An 18,996-nucleotide genomic window follows, 5' to 3' on the forward strand; every position below is an offset into this window, starting at 1 on the left:
ATTTTCTTGATAAAAAGAAAATATGAACTTTCTTCAAAATAAGCGGATTCTCTTAGGTGTATCAGGAAGTATTGCTGCTTATCGTAGTTTAGATTTGATTAGACTTTTACAAGAAAAGGACGCAGAAATAAAAGTAATTTTGACAAAAGGGGCAACAAATTTTATTACCCCTTTAAGTTTTTCTGCTATAAGTCGTCATCATGTATATACTGATATTTTTAAAAATTATCCTACAATAATTCATTTAGAATTGGCTAATTGGGCAGATGTTCTTATTATTGTTCCAGCTACTGCTAATATTATTGCTAAACTTGCACAAGGTATAGCAGATGATCTTTTAAGTAGTATAATTTTAGCTTTTAACAAACCTATTTTAATTGTTCCGGCTATGAATCCAAAAATGTATGCTCATCCAACTGTAAAAGAAAATATTGAAAGATTAAAAAGCTATGGTTATCAAATAATGCAACCTGCTGAAGGGAAACTTGCTTGTAATGAAGAAGGAAAAGGTAGATTGCCTTCTGTTGAAGATATTTTAGAAACAATAGAAGCCTTATTTTTACCTAAAGATTTAAAAGGTTATTGTGCTATAATTACTGCTGGGCCTACAAGGGAGGCTATTGATCCAGTAAGATTTATTAGTAATTATTCTTCAGGTCTTATGGGTTTTGCTTTAGCGAAAATTGCAGCTCAACGTGGAGCAAATGTTATCCTCATAAGTGGACCAACAAATTTAAAGCCTCCTTATAATGTTAATTTTATATCAGTAATTACAGCAGAAGAAATGAAAGAAACTGTTTTAAAATACTTCCCTCAAGCAGATGTTGTAATGATGGCAGCTGCTGTAGTAGATTTTAAACCAATTTATCAGTCTGAAAAGATTAAAAAAAGAGATAAAATAAATTTAAATTTTGAACTCACGCCAGATATTCTCAAAATACTTGGTGAAAGGAAAAAACATCAATTTTTAATAGGTTTTGCTGCTGAAACTGGAGAACTTGTCGTAGAAGCTATAAAAAAACTTAAAGAAAAAAATTTAGATATAATTGTTTTAAATGATATTACCTATCCTAATGCAGGTTTTGGAGTACTTACTAATAAAGTAAGGATAATTTATAAAAATGGTGTTCAAGAAGTATGGCCTTTATTAAGTAAAGAAGAAATAGCTATGCGTCTTTGGGATAGGGTAAAAATGGCGTTATGCAGGAATTATTAGAAGATATTAAAACTTATTTATCTTGGTTACCTGAAATAAGCATAAAATATATATTTCTTTCAGAAAAGATGAAAGATCAGCTTGAAGAATTAAAAGAATCTTCTTTAAGAAAAATTAAAGAAGAATTAGGTGAATGTAAACGCTGCCCTTTATGGGAAAATCGACATCATATTGTATTTGGTGAAGGACCAGCTAATGCTCGTTTAGTGATTGTTGGTGAGGCACCAGGAGAAGAAGAAGATTTACAAGGGAAACCTTTTGTAGGTGCAGCTGGGGAGCTTTTGACTAAGATGTTAAAAGCTATAAATCTTTCTCGAGAAGAAGTCTATATTACTAATATTGTGAAGTGTCGTCCTCCTAATAATCGTAATCCTCGACCAAAAGAGATTGAAAAATGTAAACCATTTTTATTAAAACAGTTAGAAACTATTCATCCAAAAGTAATTTGCACACTTGGTAGTATAGCAGCTCAAACTTTACTTGAAACAAAAACCTCTATTTCTCTTCTTAGAGGAAAGATTTATATATGGCATGGAATCAAACTTATACCAACATTTCATCCTGCCTATCTATTGCGTAATCCCCGTCAGAAAAAATTTGTCTGGGAGGATTTAAAATTATTAGAAAAAACTCTTAAAAGTATTTGATAATGAAAAAATATATTATTTTAACGGTTTTTATAATTCTTATTTTTCCTGTTTCTGTATTAACAAAAGAGGTTTATTTTCTTGAAATTGAAGAGATTATTTCTCCAGCAGTAGCTGAGCTTATTCTCTCTACATTAGAAAAAGCAAAAACACACAAACCTGAATGTGTAATTATTCAGTTAGATACCCCAGGTGGCTTAGCTAATTCTATGTATAAAATTGTGAAAATTATTTTAAATAGTCCTATACCAGTAGTAGTTTATGTAGCTCCTAGTGGAGCTAGAGCTGCTTCAGCTGGTGCTATTATTACTATGGCAGCACATATTGCTGCTATGGCACCTGGAACAAATATCGGTGCTGCTCATCCAGTAAATTTAGGAGGGAAAACATCTAAAGAAATGACTGAAAAAATAGTTAATGATATGGTAGCTTATGTAAAAAGTATTGCTCTTAAGAGAAATAGAAATGCTAAAATAGCAGAAAAAATGGTTAAAAAAAGTATTTCTCTTACAGCCAAAGAAGCATTAAAAGTGAATATAGTTGATATAATAGCAGATTCTTTCTCTGAACTTTTAGAAAAAATAAATGGCAAAAAAGTTTCTACTGTTTTAGGTAAGAAAATAATTAAAACTAAAGATTGCAATGTGATAGAGATTAAAGGTGGGATACGTTATGAAATTTTGCGCATTTTAAGTAATCCAAATATTGCTTACTTATTAATGATGATAGGTTTAGCTGGACTTTATTTTGAACTTGCTCATCCAGGAGTGGTTTTGCCAGGAGTAATTGGCGCCATTTCTTTAGTACTTGCCTTTTTTGCCTTTCAAGTATTGCCAGTAAATTATGCAGGTGTGCTTCTTATTTTATTAGGAATCATCTTTTTTATTCTTGAGCTTAAAATAACTAGTTATGGTCTTTTAACAATAGCAGCTATTTTTTGTTATGCTTTAGGTTCCTTAATGCTTTTTCATGAAGCTCCAGGTTATTTTCACATTTCTTGGAGTGTTTTATGTCCTACTTTATTATTTATTTCTTTATTCTTTATTGGTGTGATGGGTTTAGTAGTTAAAGCTCAAAGAGCAAGGGTAAAGATAGGTAAAGAATCATTAATTGGAGAAATTGGAGAAGTGGTTGAGGCTATTTCTCCAGGTAGTTTGGGTAAAGTCTTTGTTCATGGAGAATATTGGAATGCTGAAAGTGAAGAACATATTTCTAAAAAGGAAAAAGTAAAAATAATTGATGTTAAAGGGTTGAAATTAAAAGTAAAAAAAATAAAAAATGGAGGAAGTTATGTATAGTTATGCCCTTATCACAATTTTAATTTTAATTCTTTTATTTCTTGCTAGTGCCATTAGGGTGCTAGCAGAGTATGAGCGTGGAGTGATTTTTCGATTAGGACGGGTTATAGCAGCCAAAGGGCCTGGTTTGATTATTCTTATTCCTATTGTTGATAGGATGGTAAAGATTAGCCTTAGGCTTGTAGCTATGGATGTTCCTCCTCAAGATGTAATTACAAGAGATAATGTTTCAGTCAAAGTAAATGCAGTTGTCTATTTTAGAGTGGTAGATCCAATAAAGGCTGTAGTAGAAGTAGAGAATTATCTTTATGCTACCTCTCAGTTGGCTCAAACTACTTTGCGAAGTGTGTGTGGTGAGGCTGAACTAGATGAACTTTTATCAGAAAGAGAAAAGATCAATACAAAGTTACAAGATATTTTAGATAGACATACTGATCCATGGGGAATAAAAGTAACTACTGTTGAGATAAAACACATTGATCTTCCACAGGAGATGCAAAGAGCAATGGCTAAACAAGCAGAAGCAGAAAGAGAAAGGCGTTCAAAGATTATTAATGCAGAAGGTGAATTTCAAGCTGCTACTCGACTTGCTGAAGCAGCAGCTATTATTGAAAAGTATCCTGTAGCTATTCAACTTCGTTATTTGCAAACTTTAAGGGAAATTGCTACTGAAAACAATTCTGTTACTGTATTCCCAATACCAGTAGATCTCATCACACCATTTATTAAATTTAAAGCAGAAAAATGAAAAAAATAATCATCTTTTATCTTTTCTTTTTTTTATTTGCCTGCATGACCAATGTGAGAATAAAAGGAAAACCACCTGTTATAAAAGCTGCTTTTGCACCAAAAGTAGTAAAGCCAGGGACAGATTGGCGAGTATATTTAGAAGTAGAGGATTCTGATGGTGATTTAGAGAAAATTTATGTATTTATCTATCAACCTGGTATTGGTATGTATCCACCTTGGGTGGCCAAAATTCCTCAAAAACATAGTTTAAAATTAAAAGGTTATTTTACACTTTTTATCCCTAACAACTTATGGTGTTCAAAATTAAAGATAGAAATATTTTTTAAAGATAAAGCTGGTCAGAAAACTGAAACTGTTTACTTCCCATTAAAAGTAGTTTATAAAAAAGAGCCTTTATTAAATGTGAATTCAGATTTTAAAAAATATTTAGGTAGGATTGACATAAATTTAATTTCACCTTTATTTGATAGGTATAAATTAGGAACAGATTGGATATGGGGGAGGTAAAAAGATGGAAGAAACTCAAGAAAAATTAACTCTGCCTGATAAACCTATTGAAAAACTTACTATTAAAGAATTAAGGGAAATTGCTTTAAAAATTCCTGGTGTAGAAGGTGTACATGGAATGAATAAAGAAGAGCTTATCATTCTTATTAAGCGTTATTTTGGGATTAAGGAGGAAAAGAAGAAAGATGTTGCTTCGATTCGTGAGTTGAAAAGGAAAATAAAAGAATTAAAAGCAAAAAAGGAAGAGGCAAGGGCAAGAGGAGATAAAAAGATGGTAGAGATATTAAGGCGTCGTATTAGTCGTTTGAAAAAAAGGACAAGACGTTTGGCTGCCTAATTGATTTTTTAAAAAAATTAAGTTATAAGCAAGACTGTTTATAAGCTTTTTTAATTTTAGGGGAGATTGGTGAATCTAACATTGCCAAAATATTTGCAAGAACTTAAACCTTATATAGCTGGTAAATCAATTAGTGAAGTGCAAAAAAAATATGGAATTTCTAAATTAATAAAATTGGCTTCTAATGAAAATCCTCTTGGCCCATCTCCTAAGGCAATAGAGGCAATTAAAAATGCATTAAAAGATATTCATAGATACCCAGATAGTCAGATAAAAGAATTGAGATATAAAATTGCTGCTATTTCTCAATTAAAACCTGAACAAGTAGTAGTAGGTAATGGTTCAGATGAAATTATGGGATTAATTGGACAAGCCTTGCTTTTACCTAAAGAAGAGGTAATTATTCCTTATCCTGCCTTTTCTATTTATGAAAAGGTGGCTACCCTTGCCCAGGCTATATTGATTAAAGTACCATTGAAAAACTTAGCTATAGATCTGGAAACAATCAAAGAAAAAATTTCAAAAAAGACAAAATTGATATTTCTTACAAATCCTCATAATCCTACTGGCAGTTTCTTTGATGCAAATGCCTTAGAAGCATTTCTTAAAAATATTCCATCTTCTACTTTAGTTGTATTAGATGAAGCTTATGTTAATTTTGTTTCTCAAGAGAAAAGATTTGATAGTGTTATTTATTTAAAAAAATTTCCAAATCTTATTATATTACGCACTTTTTCTAAAGCTTATGGTCTAGCAGGATTGCGAATAGGTTATGGGCTTATGAGTGCAGAATTAGCTAGTTTTTTAGAAGCTGTACGTTATCCTTTTAATGTTAATTTTCTTGCTCAAGTAGCAGCAGCCGCTGCACTTGAGGATAAAGAATTTCTTGAAAAAACTTGTCAAATTGTTCAAAAAGAAAGAAATTTTCTTATTAAATCTTTAACATCCATAGGAGTGAAAGTTTATCCTAGTGAAGCCAATTTTCTCTTGATTTATGTAGGAAAGCGAGCTATGGAAATTTATGAAAATTTGCTTAAAAAGGGTATTATTGTTAGACCATTAACAAGTTATGGTTTATCTGATTATTTAAGAATAAGTGTAGGTAAACATGCAGAAAATCAGGTTTTTATTGAAGTTTTTAAGGAATTATGGCAGAGATAGTGATTACTATTGATGGGCCGGCAGGAGTGGGAAAAACATCAGTGGCACAGATATTGGCAAAAAGGCTTGGTTTTAAATATTTTGATACAGGAGCAATGTATCGAACCTTGGCTTTAGTTGCTTTTGAAAAAAATATTTCACCAACAGAGAATGTTTTGCTTGGCAAACTTGCTCTATCTTTACCAATTTCTTTTCATGAAAATGAGACAGGATTAAAGATTTTTTTGGGGAAAAGAGATATCTCTAAAAGTATCCGTCGTCCTGAAATAGGAATGTTAGCTTCTACTATTTCGCAATTAAAAGAAGTAAGAGAGGCTATGTGGAAATTGCAGAGGCAGTTAGCAAAAAAAGCAAAAAAAGCAGTTTTTGAAGGAAGAGATATGGGGACTGTTGTTTTTCCTAAAGCACAAGTAAAATTTTTTCTTACAGCTTCACCTGAAATAAGGGCAGAAAGACGTTGGAAACAACTTAAAGCAATGGGAAAGGAGGTTAGTTATAAAGATATTTATGAATCTCTTTTAAAAAGAGATAAGCAAGATACTGAAAGAGTTATATCTCCTTTAGAACCAGCCAAGGATGCAATTATTATTGATACCACTGCCCTTAGTTTAAAAAGGGTAGTGGAAATGGTTTTGAAATATACTTTGAATAAATTGGGAGGTCTTTGGGATGAGCAATCTGGAAGAGAGAACAGAGACGAACGATGAAAATTTAATAGCTTTTTATGATGAAAGTCTTAAAAATATACGTCCTGGCGAAATTGTCCAAGGTAAAGTTGTGCATGTAGGGAATGATTATGTAATGGTAGATGTGGGTTTTAAATCAGAAGGGGCAATTCCTGTAAGTGAATTTAAAGACAGTGAAGGCAATTTGGCTATAAAGGAAGGTGATGTTGTGGATGTGCTTTTTCAAGGAGTAAATGAAAGGGATGGAAGTGTTTCTCTCTCTAGAATAAAAGCTATACAAATACTCACATGGCAAAAGATTGAAAAAATATATGAAAAAGGTGGGACTATCCATGGGAAGATTGTTGGACGAGTTAAAGGAGGTTTTACAGTAAATATTGGTATACCTGCATTTTTGCCAGGTTCTCAGGTAGATATTAAGCCAGTCCGTGACTATGAAAGTTTTGTAGGGAAAAGTTATAATTTTAAAATTCTCAATTATAATCGTAAATTACGTAATGTTGTCCTTTCCCGTCGTCGTTATTTAGAGGAAGAAAGAAAAAAAAGAAAACAGCAAACATTAGCAAGACTTAAAGAAGGGGCTATTGTTTATGGTCGGGTAAAAAATATTACTGATTATGGAGTTTTTATAGATTTAGGAGGAATAGATGGTCTTTTACATATTAGTGATATTTCATGGGGAAAAATAGGACATCCAGCAGATCGATTTGAGATTGGTGATGAAGTAAAAGTAAAAGTGCTTAAATTTGATCGAGAAAAGGAAAAGATTGCTTTAGGTATGAAACAGCTTTATCCAGATCCTTGGGAAAAAGTACCCCAAAAATATCCGGTTGGTAGTAGAATTAAAGGGAGAGTAACAAATTTAGCTGACTATGGTGCTTTTGTAGAGATAGAAGAAGGAGTAGAAGGTCTTATTCATATTTCTGAAATGACTTGGTCAAAACGTTTAAAACATCCTTCTGAGATTATCTCTGTAGGTGATATTGTAGAAGCAGTTGTGCTTGGTATAGATAAAAAAAGGAGGCGTTTATCTTTAGGTTTAAAACAAATTGGGCCTGACCCATGGGAAGAGATAGAAAAGAATTATCCAGTAGGTAGCATTATAGAAGGTAAGGTAAAAGGTGTAACTGATTTTGGTATTTTTGTAGAAGTAGTAGAAGGTATTGATGGTTTAGTGCATATTTCTGATATTTCCTGGACAAAGAGAATTAAACATCCAAAAGAACTTTATAAAAAAGGAGATATTGTTAAGGCTAAAGTACTTGAAATCAATAAAAGTGCTGGTAAGCTGGCTTTAGGTATTAAACAGCTTTTTCCAGATCCTTGGTTAGAAGTGTCAAAGAAATTCCCTGTAGGAAGTATAATTAAAGGAAAAGTTACTCATGTTACTGATTTTGGTCTTTTTGTTGAAGTAGAGGAAGGAATAGAAGGGTTAGTACATATTTCAGAGGTAAGTTATGAGAAGATGAAAAACTTAAAAGAAAAATTTAAAGTAGGAGATGAAGTTAGAGCAAAGGTTATTCGTGTAAACCCAGAAGAAAGAAAATTGGGTCTTTCTATTAAACAATTAGAAGAAGAGGAAGAAAGAAATCAATGGCGTAAATATACTTCAAGTCAAAAGGGTATAAAATTAGCAGATTTGATTAGGATTAAACAAGGCAATGTATAAGTGTTGGTTGCAATTAATATGTGGAGCTTTAGTTATATTTTTTGCAGGTAAAAATTATACTCCATATAGTCAATTTTTTATTGCACAAGCAGAGATTAAAACATCCTGGTTTCAAGCATTACTTTGGGAAGTTTTAAAAGCATTTCCTGAATGTTGTGTAATGGCTCTTATCTTATATATTACAAAAGACCCAATTTTAGGGTTAAGTACAGCTTTAGGAATAATCTTAGTGCATTTTGTTATAATTGCTTGGATCTTATATCATCGAATCGAAAAAATAAAAGTTCCTTTTTCTTTTTGGTTGCTAATGAGTTTTGTCATATTACTCACTATTTCTATAACGCAAAAATTAGGATTTGGCTTTTTAAAAGTAGGTCTTGCAAGTATCTTGCTTTTAGCTGGTTATGTAGCCTATTTTAGGATTATGTTAGTTGAAAAAGAGGTGTCATTACCTGACCTTCATTTAAAACCTATGATAATTTATTTGCGCTTTTTTATTGCTACTATTTTAATTATAGGAGGTGCTGGTCAAGTAACTTATGCTTCTAAAGAGATTATTACTCAACTCCATTGGTCAAGTCCATGGGTTGGAGCATTAATTCTTGCTCCTATTGCCTGTTTCCCCAAACTTTCATTTGTTTTGTCAAAAAAAGATTTTGATATTGAAGAATTACTTCAATCAAGTATTTTTATTTTAGGAGTATTTGTATTTTTAATAGATTTTTTCCATTTTCATGAAGTAGTCTTTATAAAAGCAGAAAAAGGGCTTTTTTATTTAGTTTTAGAAACAATGATTTTTTCTTTTTTAATTTTGGGAGCTATTACTTGGTTGAAGCAGAAAAAAATTTTTAGCATATTAGTAATACTTGGTTATTTGGGTAGCTTTATTTCTTTTAGTCGACTTTTGAGGTAAAGATGACAGAAGGGAAACATAGTTTTTTACGTTTTTGGCTAAAGCTTTTTATTCTTCTTTTTGTATTTTTATTAGGATTTGGCTTAGCTAAACGTGTTACAGAAGAAGGAAAAATATCCAAAGATACTATTGGGGTGATTGAAATTAAAGGTATCATAAAAACAGCTCGACCTATATTAGAACATTTGGTTAAATTTCAAAAAAATAAAAATATTAAAGCAGTAATTTTAAGGATAGAATCACCTGGTGGGGCAGTGGGCCCTTCACAAGAAATATATTTAGAAGTAATGAAATTGAGAAAAATTAAACCTGTAGTGGCTTCTCTTGGAGCTATAGCTGCTTCTGGTGGATATTATATTGCAGCAGCAGCTAACAAAATTGTTGCTGTACCTGGTACCCTTACTGGAAGTATTGGTGTAAAAATGGAGTTTCCAAATCTTGAAAAACTTTTTAAAAAATTGGGAATAGAGTCTGAAGTAATAAAAAGTGGGCCGTATAAAGATATTGGTTCTCCTATAAGAGAAATGACAGAAGCAGAAAAAATGTTGCTTGAAAGGGTAGTAAAGGATGTGCATCGACAGTTTTTGGAAGCTATAGCTAAAGGTAGGAATCTTCCTTTAGAAAAAGTAGAAGCAGTTGCTGATGGTTCTATTTTTACAGGTGAACAAGCTAAAAAACTTGGGTTGGTAGATGAGTTGGGCAATTTTGAAGATGCAGTGAGATTGGCTGCCAAATTAGGCGGTATTAAAGGGGAACCAAAACTTTATTTTCCTAAAGAGAAATCTCGTTTAACAAAATTGCTTTTTGAAAGTTTAAGCGAATTATTGTGGGAAAATATTCATCAAATAAAATTTCATTATTAGGTGGAGGCAATGCTGAAGAAAGATTTGGTTGTTGAGTTAAGGAAAAGGTTTCCGCAGTTTTCTAAAAAAGATATGGAATTGTTTGTAGATGTATTGTTTGAAGTATTGAAAGATGGTGTAAAAGCTGGCCGGATAGAGTTAAGAGGGTTTGGTGTGTTTACTTCAAAAATTAGAGCATCTCGGCAGATGCAGCATCCAAAGACTAAAAAAATTGTAAAAACTACTCCTCATCGAGCTGTAAAATTTAAACCAAGTTTTGAAGTGCCGTTAAATGTTTTAAAAAAGAAATAAAATTTAATTCCGGCCAGGATTATTAAAAGAAAAGTTACCTAAAATATTTTCTATTTTTTTGACAAGTAAGGGTAAAGTTTCTGGCTGGATGGCAGATATTGCTATAGCTTTATAACGTTGGCATTGTTGAGCTACATATTCAGCAGAAACTAGATCTTTTTTGTTAAATACTTTTAATACAGGAATGTGAGTAAGGTTTAATTTGTCAATGATTCCTTCTACTGTTTCTATATGTTCTTCAAAATGAGGATTACTAATATCAATAAGATGAATGAGAAGATCTGCTTCTTTTAACTCTTCTAAAGTTGCAGCAAATGCTTCTATTAAATCTTTTGGTAAATTGCGGATAAAACCCACTGTATCAGTAATGATAGCTTCCTTTTCATTAGGGAAACGAAGACGACGACTTGTGGGATCAAGAGTGGCAAAAAGTTTATTTTCAGTTAATATATTGCTTTTTGTTAAAGCATTAAGAAGTGTGGATTTACCTGAATTTGTATAACCAATAATAGAGATTATTGGTAAATTTGCTTTTTTGCGTTTTATCCTTCTCTGTTTTCTTTCATTTCGAATAGCCTTTAATTCTTGTTGTAATCGATGAAGGCGTTTTTTTATTCGACGTCTATCAATTTCTAATTTAGTTTCTCCAGGACCTCTTCCACCAATACCACCTGCCAATCTAGACATTGAAGCATCTTGTTTAACTAAACGAGGTAAAAGATATTTGAGTTGAGCTATTTCTACTTGAATCTTTCCTTCACGACTCCTTGCCCTTTGGGCAAATATGTCTAAAATTAATTGAGTACGGTCAATTACTCGCAAATCAGTAAAACTTGTGATTGCTTTTACTTGAGAAGGATTAAGTTCATGATCAAAAATAAGAAGATCAGCACCTGCTTGTAAAGCACGGATTACCACTTCAGCTAATTTCCCTTTACCAATAAAAAATTTTGGATTAATTTTTTTTCGATACTGAATAATCTTATCTACTACTTCTACACCTGCAGTATATGCTAATTCACTTAACTCCATTAAAGAGATTTCAGCTTCAGTTTTAGTATTAGAAGTGCTAACATGGATTAAGATAGCTCTATCTTTATTTCTTTTTACAGTATGTGCCCTTTGTACTCTTTGAAATTCTTCTTCAAGTGCCTCTATTAATTGAGAAAAGTTAAGATTTAAATTTCCATAACGTATTGGTTCTAAAATTCTCCAGCCTTGACCGTTTTCATTTACTGGTAAGAGATGAGCAATATGATAAAAAGAAGGCAATCCATTTTGATTTGTAGTGATAGCACACATTAGATCAAGACGTAATAAGGCAAGGTCCGTTAAGTCTTCTTCATTTAAACCTTCTTCTTTAAGATGAGTGTGAATACATCTTAAACCTCTTAATCGTGCTAGTCCACTACGATATCGACTTAAATCAGGCAATAAAACACTTTTTTGGTCACCTATTACAACAAACTCTATTTTACCACTTCTTTCAATAAGAAGTGCTATTTGGCGGTTAATTTCAAGTGAAATTTCACAGATTTGTCGTGCTAATTCATGTGTAATGATTTTATCAGGAGGAATGCGCTTTTGATAAATCTTCTCTAAACGCCGAAGATGATTAGGTTTTAAACCTTGAAGATTCCCAAAAACTTTTGGGATAAATCACACCTCCTTGTTTTTATAAAAATAATAAACATTTATACAAAAAGTGACAACTCTTTTTATGAAATTATATGTGGCCAATGATGAATAATAATGGCTGTTAAAATAATAAAAAATTGACGTAATCCATTAGAAAGAAGCATGATTTGAGTTCCTAAACGTGGACCAAAAATACCCCAATAATAAGGAATAAGATAACGGAGACTTACAATACTAGTTATTACTGTGCCCCAAAGAAGAGCAAGAATTATTTCATAATTTTTAAGAAGTCCATTGACAAGCAAATTAGAGGCTACAGTATAAGCAGCAATATGTCCGCCAAACTGAGCAATAATGATAGAAAATGCTTCAGGAGATAATGGTAAATACCTTATAATAGGTTTTAAATGCTGAGAAATAAATTCAAAAAAACCAAAATGAATAAGGTAAAAAGTAAAGATGGTAATAGGTATGGTCATAAATATAATTCGTTTCAATATGAAACGAGACTGTATTAAACTTTGTTTAAAAGCTTGATATAGAGATAAATGGGGGGATATAGATTTATTTGTTTTAAAAATAGGAGGGGGAGGCAATAAATAACGAGCGATGATAAGTGTTAAGCTTGTTTTTAAAAAACCTATTAATACAAGTAATCCAAAATAAATTAGTCCTACTTTTCCTAACAAAGGGATAATTATAGGTAACATAGTACGTCCATGCATAAGAATAGCTGGGAAAGAATTGCTTAAGGAAGCAATAAAAAGCTCTTTTTTATTAATTTTACCTTTTTGAAAAAATTCCATAAGCATGGTATTAGCAGCTGTAGGTGAAGCAAAGGCTGTAATAAAAGAAAGGGCACATTCACTACGTAAATGACTAATTTTCATAAATGGTTTAATTATCCAAGTTAAGCGATTTAAAATGCCAAGAGCAATAAGAAAGTTTACTAAAATTACTCCAATAATCATGGAAGGAAGTATAAAAGAAAGATATTTAATAGCTATAAAAAAAGGTTTCATGGAACGGATAATAGACTTATAAAATCTAATTGGCAATAGGATTTAGTTATGTTATACAATGACAAATTAAAAGGAGGAAAGCGTTGCCAGTTTTTTGGACAATCATCATTTTAGGTTTACTTATCTTTGTTCATGAATGGGGTCATTTTTTAATGGCTAGATGGTGTGGGGTAAAGGTAAAAACATTTTCTTTAGGCTTTGGCCCAAAGTTAATTAGTAAGGAGTTTGGGGAAACAGAATATGCCATTTCTGCTTTTCCATTAGGTGGATATGTAAAACTTTTAGGAGAATCTTTAGAAGAATATATTCCTGAAGAAGAAAAATATCATGCTTTTTTATGCCAACCACTTTGGAAACGTATTTTAATTGTTCTTGCTGGCCCCTTTTTTAATATTTTATTTGCTGTAGTGATATTTATTTCTCTTTTCGCTATTAAAGGACAACCATTGCTTTTACCTAAAATTGGTGATGTTCACCCTAATTCTCCAGCAGCTATTGCTGGATTGAAAAAAGGTGATTTGATTCTTGCAGTTAATCAAACACCAATAAAAACATGGGATGAGCTTGCCTTTAAAATTAAAGAATCAAAGGGAAAATCATTAATATTGCTTATAAGTCGTAATGGAAAGAAAATTTCTGTTGTTGTGAAGCCTAAAATAGAAAAGTTAAAAACTATTTTAGGTGAAGTAGTGGAACGCCCAATAATTGGTATTGTAGCAGCAGGTGAAGTAAAAATTCGTTATCTTTCTCCTTGGATGGCTGTTTGGGAGGGATTAAAACAGAGTTGGATAACAACAAAATTAACAATTATTTCTTTGAAAAACCTTATTTTAGGTAAAATTTCTTTAAAAATGCTTGCAGGACCTGTAGGTATAATTCAATTAACAACTAGACAAGCTAAAGCTGGCTTAGCAGCTCTTTTTGCATTTGCTGCTTTGCTCTCCATTAATCTAGGCATTATAAATCTTTTCCCTATCCCTATATTAGATGGCGGTCATTTAGTATTATTTGCAATTGAAGCAGTAAGAAGGCGACCTTTAAGCAAAAAAACAGTAGAAATTGCCCAAAAAATAGGCATAGCTATCTTGGCAGTCATAATGATTATGGTTATGTATAATGATATCTTACGCATAGTACAAAAGACATCCTTTCCATGAAAATATTAACTATTGATACATCTACTAGCATAGGTAATGTTGCAATTGTAGAAGAGGGGGAGATAAAAGGTGAAGTAACCCTTAATTTACCTTTAACTCACAATCAACGATTAATAAAAAGCTTAGAAACACTTTTAAGGATTACAAAAATTTCTTTTTCTGAAATAGATTTGCTAGCAGTAATAAAAGGGCCAGGTAGTTTTACAGGTCTTCGTATTGGTGTAGCAACAGCTAAAGGATTGGCTTTTGCTTTAAAAAAACCACTTATTGGTGTTAATGGATTAGATACATTAGCATACAATTTTTCCTATATATCTTATTTAATTTGTCCTATGTTGGATGCTCGTAAAAAACAAGTATTTGCTGCATTTTATATAGTAGAAAAAGGAGAGATAAAACGTATTTCTGATTATTATTCCATATTTCCTGAAATTTTATTAAAAGATCTGAGACGTAAAACCATTTTTATTGGTACAGGTGCATTGATTTATAAAGAACTTATTAGACAAAAATTAAAAGAAAAAGCTATTTTTCCTCCTTCTCACCTTCATCGTATTCATCCTGAAACTATTGCTCAATTAGCTCTTAAAGCTATAGAAAAAGGAGAAAAAACTGATCCAATTACTTTTGTACCTTTTTATATTCGTCCTTCTGATGCAGAAATTAACTTTTATAGAAAAAATTAAATTATTAGAAAAACTATATGCACAATTTGAAGAAGAGGTAAAAGAGTTTAAAAAGAATGCTGTTTGCCATAAAGGTTGTGCTGATTGTTGTAAACAAATGGCAAAGATTGATTTGACTACCCTTGAAGCTTTACGTATAAAGGCAAAGATTGAAACATTTGATGAATCTACTAAATTATGGATTAAAAAGCAGTTAAAAAAAGATTTAAAAAAAAGAAAAAAGAAAAATTATGCCACTTGTCCTTTTCTCACTAAAGAAGATACGTGTCTTATTTATGAAGTACGTCCATTTAGCTGTCGATGGATTTATTCTTTGAAAAAGTGTAAAGGCAATCCACCACTTATACATAGCTGTGTTTTTGAAAAAGCCAAAGAAGCTATAAAAAAAATAAAACAACTTGATAATAATGGTTATTCAGGACATATTAGCATTATTCTTCAATTATTAGATCAAACGGAATTCAGAGAGAATTATCTTTTAGATAAACCTAATAAAATTAAAATAAAAAGTTTTCTTCCTTACATTTTACCTAATAAAAACAAATAATGTAGTCAACAACTAGCGATCGTTAAATTTCTTTTCATATCTTATAATTTCTTTAAGTTTTTCTCTTATTCTGCGTTCATCATATATGTTAAGGGACTTTTGAAGACGTGCATCTCCAAGTCTTATAACCATTTTTAGATTTTCCTCTAACTTTCTTTTGTTTCCAAGAATTTGATAGATACGTGCTTTAGCAAGATAAGCAGGGGCATATGTAGGATTGATTCTCAATGCTTCATCAAAATCTGCAAGGGCTTTTTTATATTCTTTAAGCTGTAAATAAACCAACCCTCGATTATAATAAGCACGGGCATTTCTAGGATCTAATCGAATAGCTTCATCAAAATCTTTACAGGCATTTTGATAATCAGAAATCATTACATATGCTACACCACGGCTTCTATAGACCTCACTAGATTTTTCGCCATTTTTAATTGCTCTAGAAAAGGCATCAATACTTTCTTTATATTCCTTTTGAACTAAATGTTGTTTACCTTTTTTTATTAAATCTTCCATTTGTTAAAATTTACAAAATACCATTTATTTTTGCAAGTAAAATTTTAAAATGTTATTATTTTTTAAAAATTAAAAGAGGGATTGAAAAATGTTTAAAATAGGTTGTTGTGGTTTCCCAATAGCTCAAAATAAATATTTTAAAGAATTTTCTACAATAGAAATACAACAAAGTTTTTATCGCAACCTTACCGAAAAACAAGTAAAAAATTGGCGGAATAAAGCTCCATTAGAATTTGAATTTGTCTTAAAAGCCCCTCAATGTGTTACTCATCCTCCTAATAGTCCTACTTATCGACGTTCAGATTTAACAGAAGAAAAAAGAAAATATTGTGGTGGGTTTAGGTTAAATGAAGTAATAGAAGAGATAATGGATATATTTTTTAAACGAGCAGCAATATTAAATACAGAAAAATTTGTCTTTCAAACACCTGCTTCTTTTAAACCTAATTCAGAAAATATTAAAACTATGATTGAATTTTTCAATTATTATAAAAATAAAGGAATTTTTATTTGGGAACCAAGAGGAAAGGAATGGACACAAGAAATTGTTAAACATATTTGTCAGAAAGCCAATCTCATTCATGCAGTTGATCCATTTTTACATGGCCCTCCAGTTTGGGGTAATTTCACTTATTTCAGACTTCATGGAAATCTAAAAAATTATGTTTATTCTTATTCTGATGAGGAGCTTAGAAATATTATTAAAATTTCCTCTCCTTCTGGTTACATTATGTTCAACAATTCTGAAATGTATGAAAATGCTTTAAGATTAAAAAAGATGTTAGCAGAAGACAAATAAATTTTGTGTCAAAATGGCACAGTCTTTTTAGAGGACATATTTAATGGCAGTTTTATTCTTTCATTCAAAACTTTAAAGTGCCTTTTTGACACATTTAAAATCTGTCTTCTAATAAAGTCCTTTCTATTTATTGGAATTTCGTTTGGCACATAAGTTGCTCAAAGCTTCAAAATGAAAACATGACTATCTTAAAGATATCAATAGGAATTTTATTGATAATGATGTCTGTATCTTTTGGAAAGGCAGAGAATTTGGAAGAAGGGATTAAGGCATTTAGGACAGGCAAATATGAAGAAGCCAAGAATAAACTAGAATTATTTTTAAAAAAACATCCACAGTCTCCCAAAGCTATTTTGTTTTTAGGACGAGTTTACAAGAAAATGGGTAAATTTTCTGAAGCTGAAAAAATATGGCAAGAAGCCATTCGCAAGTATCCTAAAAATTCATACTATCATTTATTTTTCTATGAATTAGGTATTCTTGCTTATGAATTAAAACAACCAGAAAAAGCCATAAAATTGCTTTTAAAGGCTTTAGAAAACTGTAAAGATAAGCAGCTTTCTATGGAAATCTGTTTTGCTATTGGTAACTGCTATGTAGATATGAATAATTATTTAGCTGCTCGCAATTTTTATCAAGAAGCTTTAAATAAAGGAATTTTGCCTTATGAATATCTTAAAAAGCATCCTAAAACTTATCTCAATGTAGCTGAAATATTCTTTATTTATGGAAATTATGAAAAAGCAGTTGATGCTTATTTAGAAATCGCTTCTCTTTTTCCTAAATCAGATTTTGCTCCAAAAGCATGGTTAAGAGCAGGGGATGCTTTAATAAAAATGAAAAAGTTTAAAAAGGGATTAGAAGCTTATGCAAAGGTTATTTATCTCTACCCAGAAAGTGAAGAGGTATGGCTTAGTAAATTTCGTATGGCAGATTTAGCTACTGAAAAACCTGGTTTAAAATTACCACTTACTAGTTATTATGAAGCATATAAGCATCCATATGAAACATATCTAGAGCTTACAAAAGCTCCATTACCAGAATTATCAGAATTAGCCTATTTTAGGCTAGCACAAATTTTTTTACGAGAAAATCAATTTGCTCAAGCAGTAAAGTTTCTGGAAAAACATCAAAATAAATTTCATCAGCTTAAAGAACATGTATTAGATTTAATGAAAAAAGCTATTATTGGCTGGATTAAAAAGGCATATCAAGATCATCAATATTTGCTTGTTTTGGAAATCTATATGAAATATCAGTCTTATCTTGATAAGGTTGATAAAGATTTCCTTGAAAAGATTGCTGAAGCTTATTATGAACTCGGTTTTTATGAAGAAGCTTTAAAAATTTATCAAAAAATCTCTTTAAATTCAGAAAGCTTATTAAAACTTGCTAAAATATATTATGCTCTTCGTTGTTATCCTGATGCTTATCATCTATTACAATCATTTCTTACAAAAGTAGCAGAATTTTCTAAAAAATGTGATGCCACTTATTTATTAGCAGAAGTTAATTTAGCTCAAGGCAAATATAAAGAAGCAATACCACTTTATATTGAATTCCTTGAACAATGTACTCCTTCTAATCCATATGCCCTTTATATACCGATTGCTAAATGCTATGCCGAGATAAATGCCTATCAGGATGCTATTTCATTTCTTGAAACTATGTTCAGTTTTATTGAAAAAAAGGAATTTGAAAAACAATTTATTAGAGAAGGACATTGGCTTCTAGCAAATTGTTATTACCAGGTAGGAGATTATGAAAATGCTTTAAAACATTATTATGAAGTACTATCTCTTGAAAATGACGAAGATTTTACTCTCCTTGTTTGGTATTTTATTGCTGATTGTTATCTTAAAACTGGCCAAAAAGAAAAAGCAATTAGTACTTATCAAAAACTTAAAGAAAAAGATTCTTTTTGGCAAAGCTTAGCTAATTATGCACTAGACAATATAAATTGGAATAAAAAGTATCAAAGGTATCTAAAAGTCTTTACATTTACAGGAGGAAATAATGATAGAGAGAGTTAGTTTTAATGATTTTGAGATAGTAAAAAATATAGCAGAAAAAAAGGATTCTTCTTTTGGAGAAATTTTAAAAACTTATCTTCAAAAGGTTAATGCTGAACAAAAAATAGCTGATGAAATGATAAATCGTTTTCTTGCTGGAGAAGCAGATATTCATCAAGTTATGATTGCTTTGGAAAAAGCAGAACTTTCTTTTCAATTAATGATGCAAGTGAGAAATAAGCTAATTGAAGCTTATCATGAAATTATGAGGATGCAAATATAAT

21 protein-coding genes are annotated in these 18,996 nt (G+C 31.0%); 18 read left to right on the top strand and 3 right to left on the bottom strand.

Annotated features, from left to right (window positions below; all coding sequences use genetic code 11):
* The first annotated feature begins 22 nt into the window (after positions 1-22).
* The 12 genes from coaBC (at position 23) to LWW95_05315 (ending at position 10,338) form a co-directional block, all read left to right on the top strand.
* Positions 23-1,216 carry a bifunctional phosphopantothenoylcysteine decarboxylase/phosphopantothenate--cysteine ligase CoaBC gene (coaBC, locus tag LWW95_05260; protein ID MDL1956440.1) on the top strand — a complete coding sequence of 398 codons (1,194 nt, stop codon included), beginning with the start codon at positions 23-25 and terminating at the stop codon, positions 1,214-1,216.
* Positions 1,201-1,863, top strand: a complete 663-nt coding sequence (locus LWW95_05265; GenBank protein ID MDL1956441.1) for a uracil-DNA glycosylase — start codon at positions 1,201-1,203, stop codon at positions 1,861-1,863. Before coaBC ends, LWW95_05265 begins: the two co-directional genes overlap by 16 nt.
* A 2-nt stretch (positions 1,864-1,865) precedes the next feature.
* The gene (locus tag LWW95_05270; GenBank protein MDL1956442.1) at positions 1,866-3,161 is read left to right on the top strand and encodes a nodulation protein NfeD; all 1,296 of its coding nucleotides are present in this window, start codon (positions 1,866-1,868) and stop codon (positions 3,159-3,161) included.
* Complete coding sequence (locus LWW95_05275) at positions 3,154-3,909, top strand: slipin family protein (protein MDL1956443.1); 756 nt, start codon at positions 3,154-3,156, stop codon at positions 3,907-3,909. Before LWW95_05270 ends, LWW95_05275 begins: the two co-directional genes overlap by 8 nt.
* Positions 3,906-4,418, top strand: coding sequence for a hypothetical protein (locus LWW95_05280; GenBank protein ID MDL1956444.1), 513 nt, complete (start codon positions 3,906-3,908; stop codon positions 4,416-4,418). Before LWW95_05275 ends, LWW95_05280 begins: the two co-directional genes overlap by 4 nt.
* 4 nt (positions 4,419-4,422) lie before the next feature.
* Positions 4,423-4,755 (top strand): transcription termination factor Rho, encoded by a 333-nt coding sequence (locus LWW95_05285; GenBank protein MDL1956445.1) that lies wholly within the window; start codon positions 4,423-4,425, stop codon positions 4,753-4,755.
* 69 nt (positions 4,756-4,824) lie between these two features.
* On the top strand, positions 4,825-5,916 hold the full coding sequence (gene hisC, locus LWW95_05290; GenBank protein ID MDL1956446.1) for a histidinol-phosphate transaminase: 1,092 nt from the start codon (positions 4,825-4,827) through the stop codon (positions 5,914-5,916).
* On the top strand, positions 5,904-6,623 hold the full coding sequence (gene cmk, locus LWW95_05295; protein ID MDL1956447.1) for a (d)CMP kinase: 720 nt from the start codon (positions 5,904-5,906) through the stop codon (positions 6,621-6,623). The genes hisC and cmk overlap by 13 nt, the downstream gene beginning before the upstream one ends.
* Complete coding sequence (locus LWW95_05300) at positions 6,586-8,271, top strand: 30S ribosomal protein S1 (protein ID MDL1956448.1); 1,686 nt, start codon at positions 6,586-6,588, stop codon at positions 8,269-8,271. Before cmk ends, LWW95_05300 begins: the two co-directional genes overlap by 38 nt.
* The gene (locus LWW95_05305; GenBank protein ID MDL1956449.1) at positions 8,264-9,184 is read left to right on the top strand and encodes a hypothetical protein; all 921 of its coding nucleotides are present in this window, start codon (positions 8,264-8,266) and stop codon (positions 9,182-9,184) included. The genes LWW95_05300 and LWW95_05305 overlap by 8 nt, the downstream gene beginning before the upstream one ends.
* 2 nt (positions 9,185-9,186) lie before the next feature.
* Positions 9,187-10,047 (top strand): signal peptide peptidase SppA, encoded by an 861-nt coding sequence (gene sppA / locus LWW95_05310; GenBank protein ID MDL1956450.1) that lies wholly within the window; start codon positions 9,187-9,189, stop codon positions 10,045-10,047.
* A gap of 9 nt (positions 10,048-10,056) precedes the next feature.
* Positions 10,057-10,338, top strand: a complete 282-nt coding sequence (locus tag LWW95_05315) for an integration host factor subunit beta (GenBank protein ID MDL1956451.1) — start codon at positions 10,057-10,059, stop codon at positions 10,336-10,338.
* A 3-nt stretch (positions 10,339-10,341) separates the two neighbouring features.
* On the opposite strand, the gene hflX is transcribed toward LWW95_05315, so the two are convergent.
* Positions 10,342-11,772, bottom strand: a complete 1,431-nt coding sequence (gene hflX / locus LWW95_05320) for a GTPase HflX (protein ID MDL1956452.1) — start codon at positions 11,770-11,772, stop codon at positions 10,342-10,344.
* A gap of 284 nt (positions 11,773-12,056) precedes the next feature.
* The gene (locus LWW95_05325) at positions 12,057-12,998 is read right to left on the bottom strand and encodes a nucleoside recognition protein (GenBank protein ID MDL1956453.1); all 942 of its coding nucleotides are present in this window, start codon (positions 12,996-12,998) and stop codon (positions 12,057-12,059) included.
* Between the two features lie 83 nt (positions 12,999-13,081).
* On the opposite strand from LWW95_05325, the gene rseP reads away from it, so the two are divergent.
* Genes rseP through LWW95_05340 form a run of 3 tightly spaced genes read left to right on the top strand, consistent with a single transcriptional unit; the run spans position 13,082 to position 15,388 of the window.
* Positions 13,082-14,155 carry an RIP metalloprotease RseP gene (gene rseP, locus LWW95_05330; GenBank protein ID MDL1956454.1) on the top strand — a complete coding sequence of 358 codons (1,074 nt, stop codon included), beginning with the start codon at positions 13,082-13,084 and terminating at the stop codon, positions 14,153-14,155.
* Positions 14,152-14,841: a tRNA (adenosine(37)-N6)-threonylcarbamoyltransferase complex dimerization subunit type 1 TsaB gene (tsaB, locus tag LWW95_05335; GenBank protein ID MDL1956455.1), complete on the top strand. Its 690-nt coding sequence runs from the start codon at positions 14,152-14,154 to the stop codon at positions 14,839-14,841. The genes rseP and tsaB overlap by 4 nt, the downstream gene beginning before the upstream one ends.
* Positions 14,810-15,388: a YkgJ family cysteine cluster protein gene (locus tag LWW95_05340; protein ID MDL1956456.1), complete on the top strand. Its 579-nt coding sequence runs from the start codon at positions 14,810-14,812 to the stop codon at positions 15,386-15,388. Before tsaB ends, LWW95_05340 begins: the two co-directional genes overlap by 32 nt.
* Positions 15,389-15,400: 12 nt before the next feature.
* Here the strand turns inward: LWW95_05340 and LWW95_05345 are convergent, their stop codons facing one another.
* Positions 15,401-15,901, bottom strand: coding sequence for a tetratricopeptide repeat protein (locus tag LWW95_05345; GenBank protein ID MDL1956457.1), 501 nt, complete (start codon positions 15,899-15,901; stop codon positions 15,401-15,403).
* Positions 15,902-15,989: 88 nt separating this feature from the next.
* Between LWW95_05345 and LWW95_05350 the strand changes: the two genes are divergently transcribed.
* From LWW95_05350 to fliE, 3 genes are all read left to right on the top strand, one after another.
* Positions 15,990-16,700 (top strand): DUF72 domain-containing protein, encoded by a 711-nt coding sequence (locus LWW95_05350; protein ID MDL1956458.1) that lies wholly within the window; start codon positions 15,990-15,992, stop codon positions 16,698-16,700.
* A gap of 218 nt (positions 16,701-16,918) precedes the next feature.
* Positions 16,919-18,733, top strand: coding sequence for a tetratricopeptide repeat protein (locus LWW95_05355; protein MDL1956459.1), 1,815 nt, complete (start codon positions 16,919-16,921; stop codon positions 18,731-18,733).
* Positions 18,717-18,995: a flagellar hook-basal body complex protein FliE gene (fliE, locus tag LWW95_05360; GenBank protein MDL1956460.1), complete on the top strand. Its 279-nt coding sequence runs from the start codon at positions 18,717-18,719 to the stop codon at positions 18,993-18,995. Before LWW95_05355 ends, fliE begins: the two co-directional genes overlap by 17 nt.
* Position 18,996: the final 1 nt, after the last annotated feature.

The sequence above is a fragment of the Candidatus Desulfofervidus auxilii genome (assembly GCA_030262725.1).
Classification (GTDB): Bacteria; Desulfobacterota; Desulfofervidia; order Desulfofervidales; family Desulfofervidaceae; genus JAJSZS01.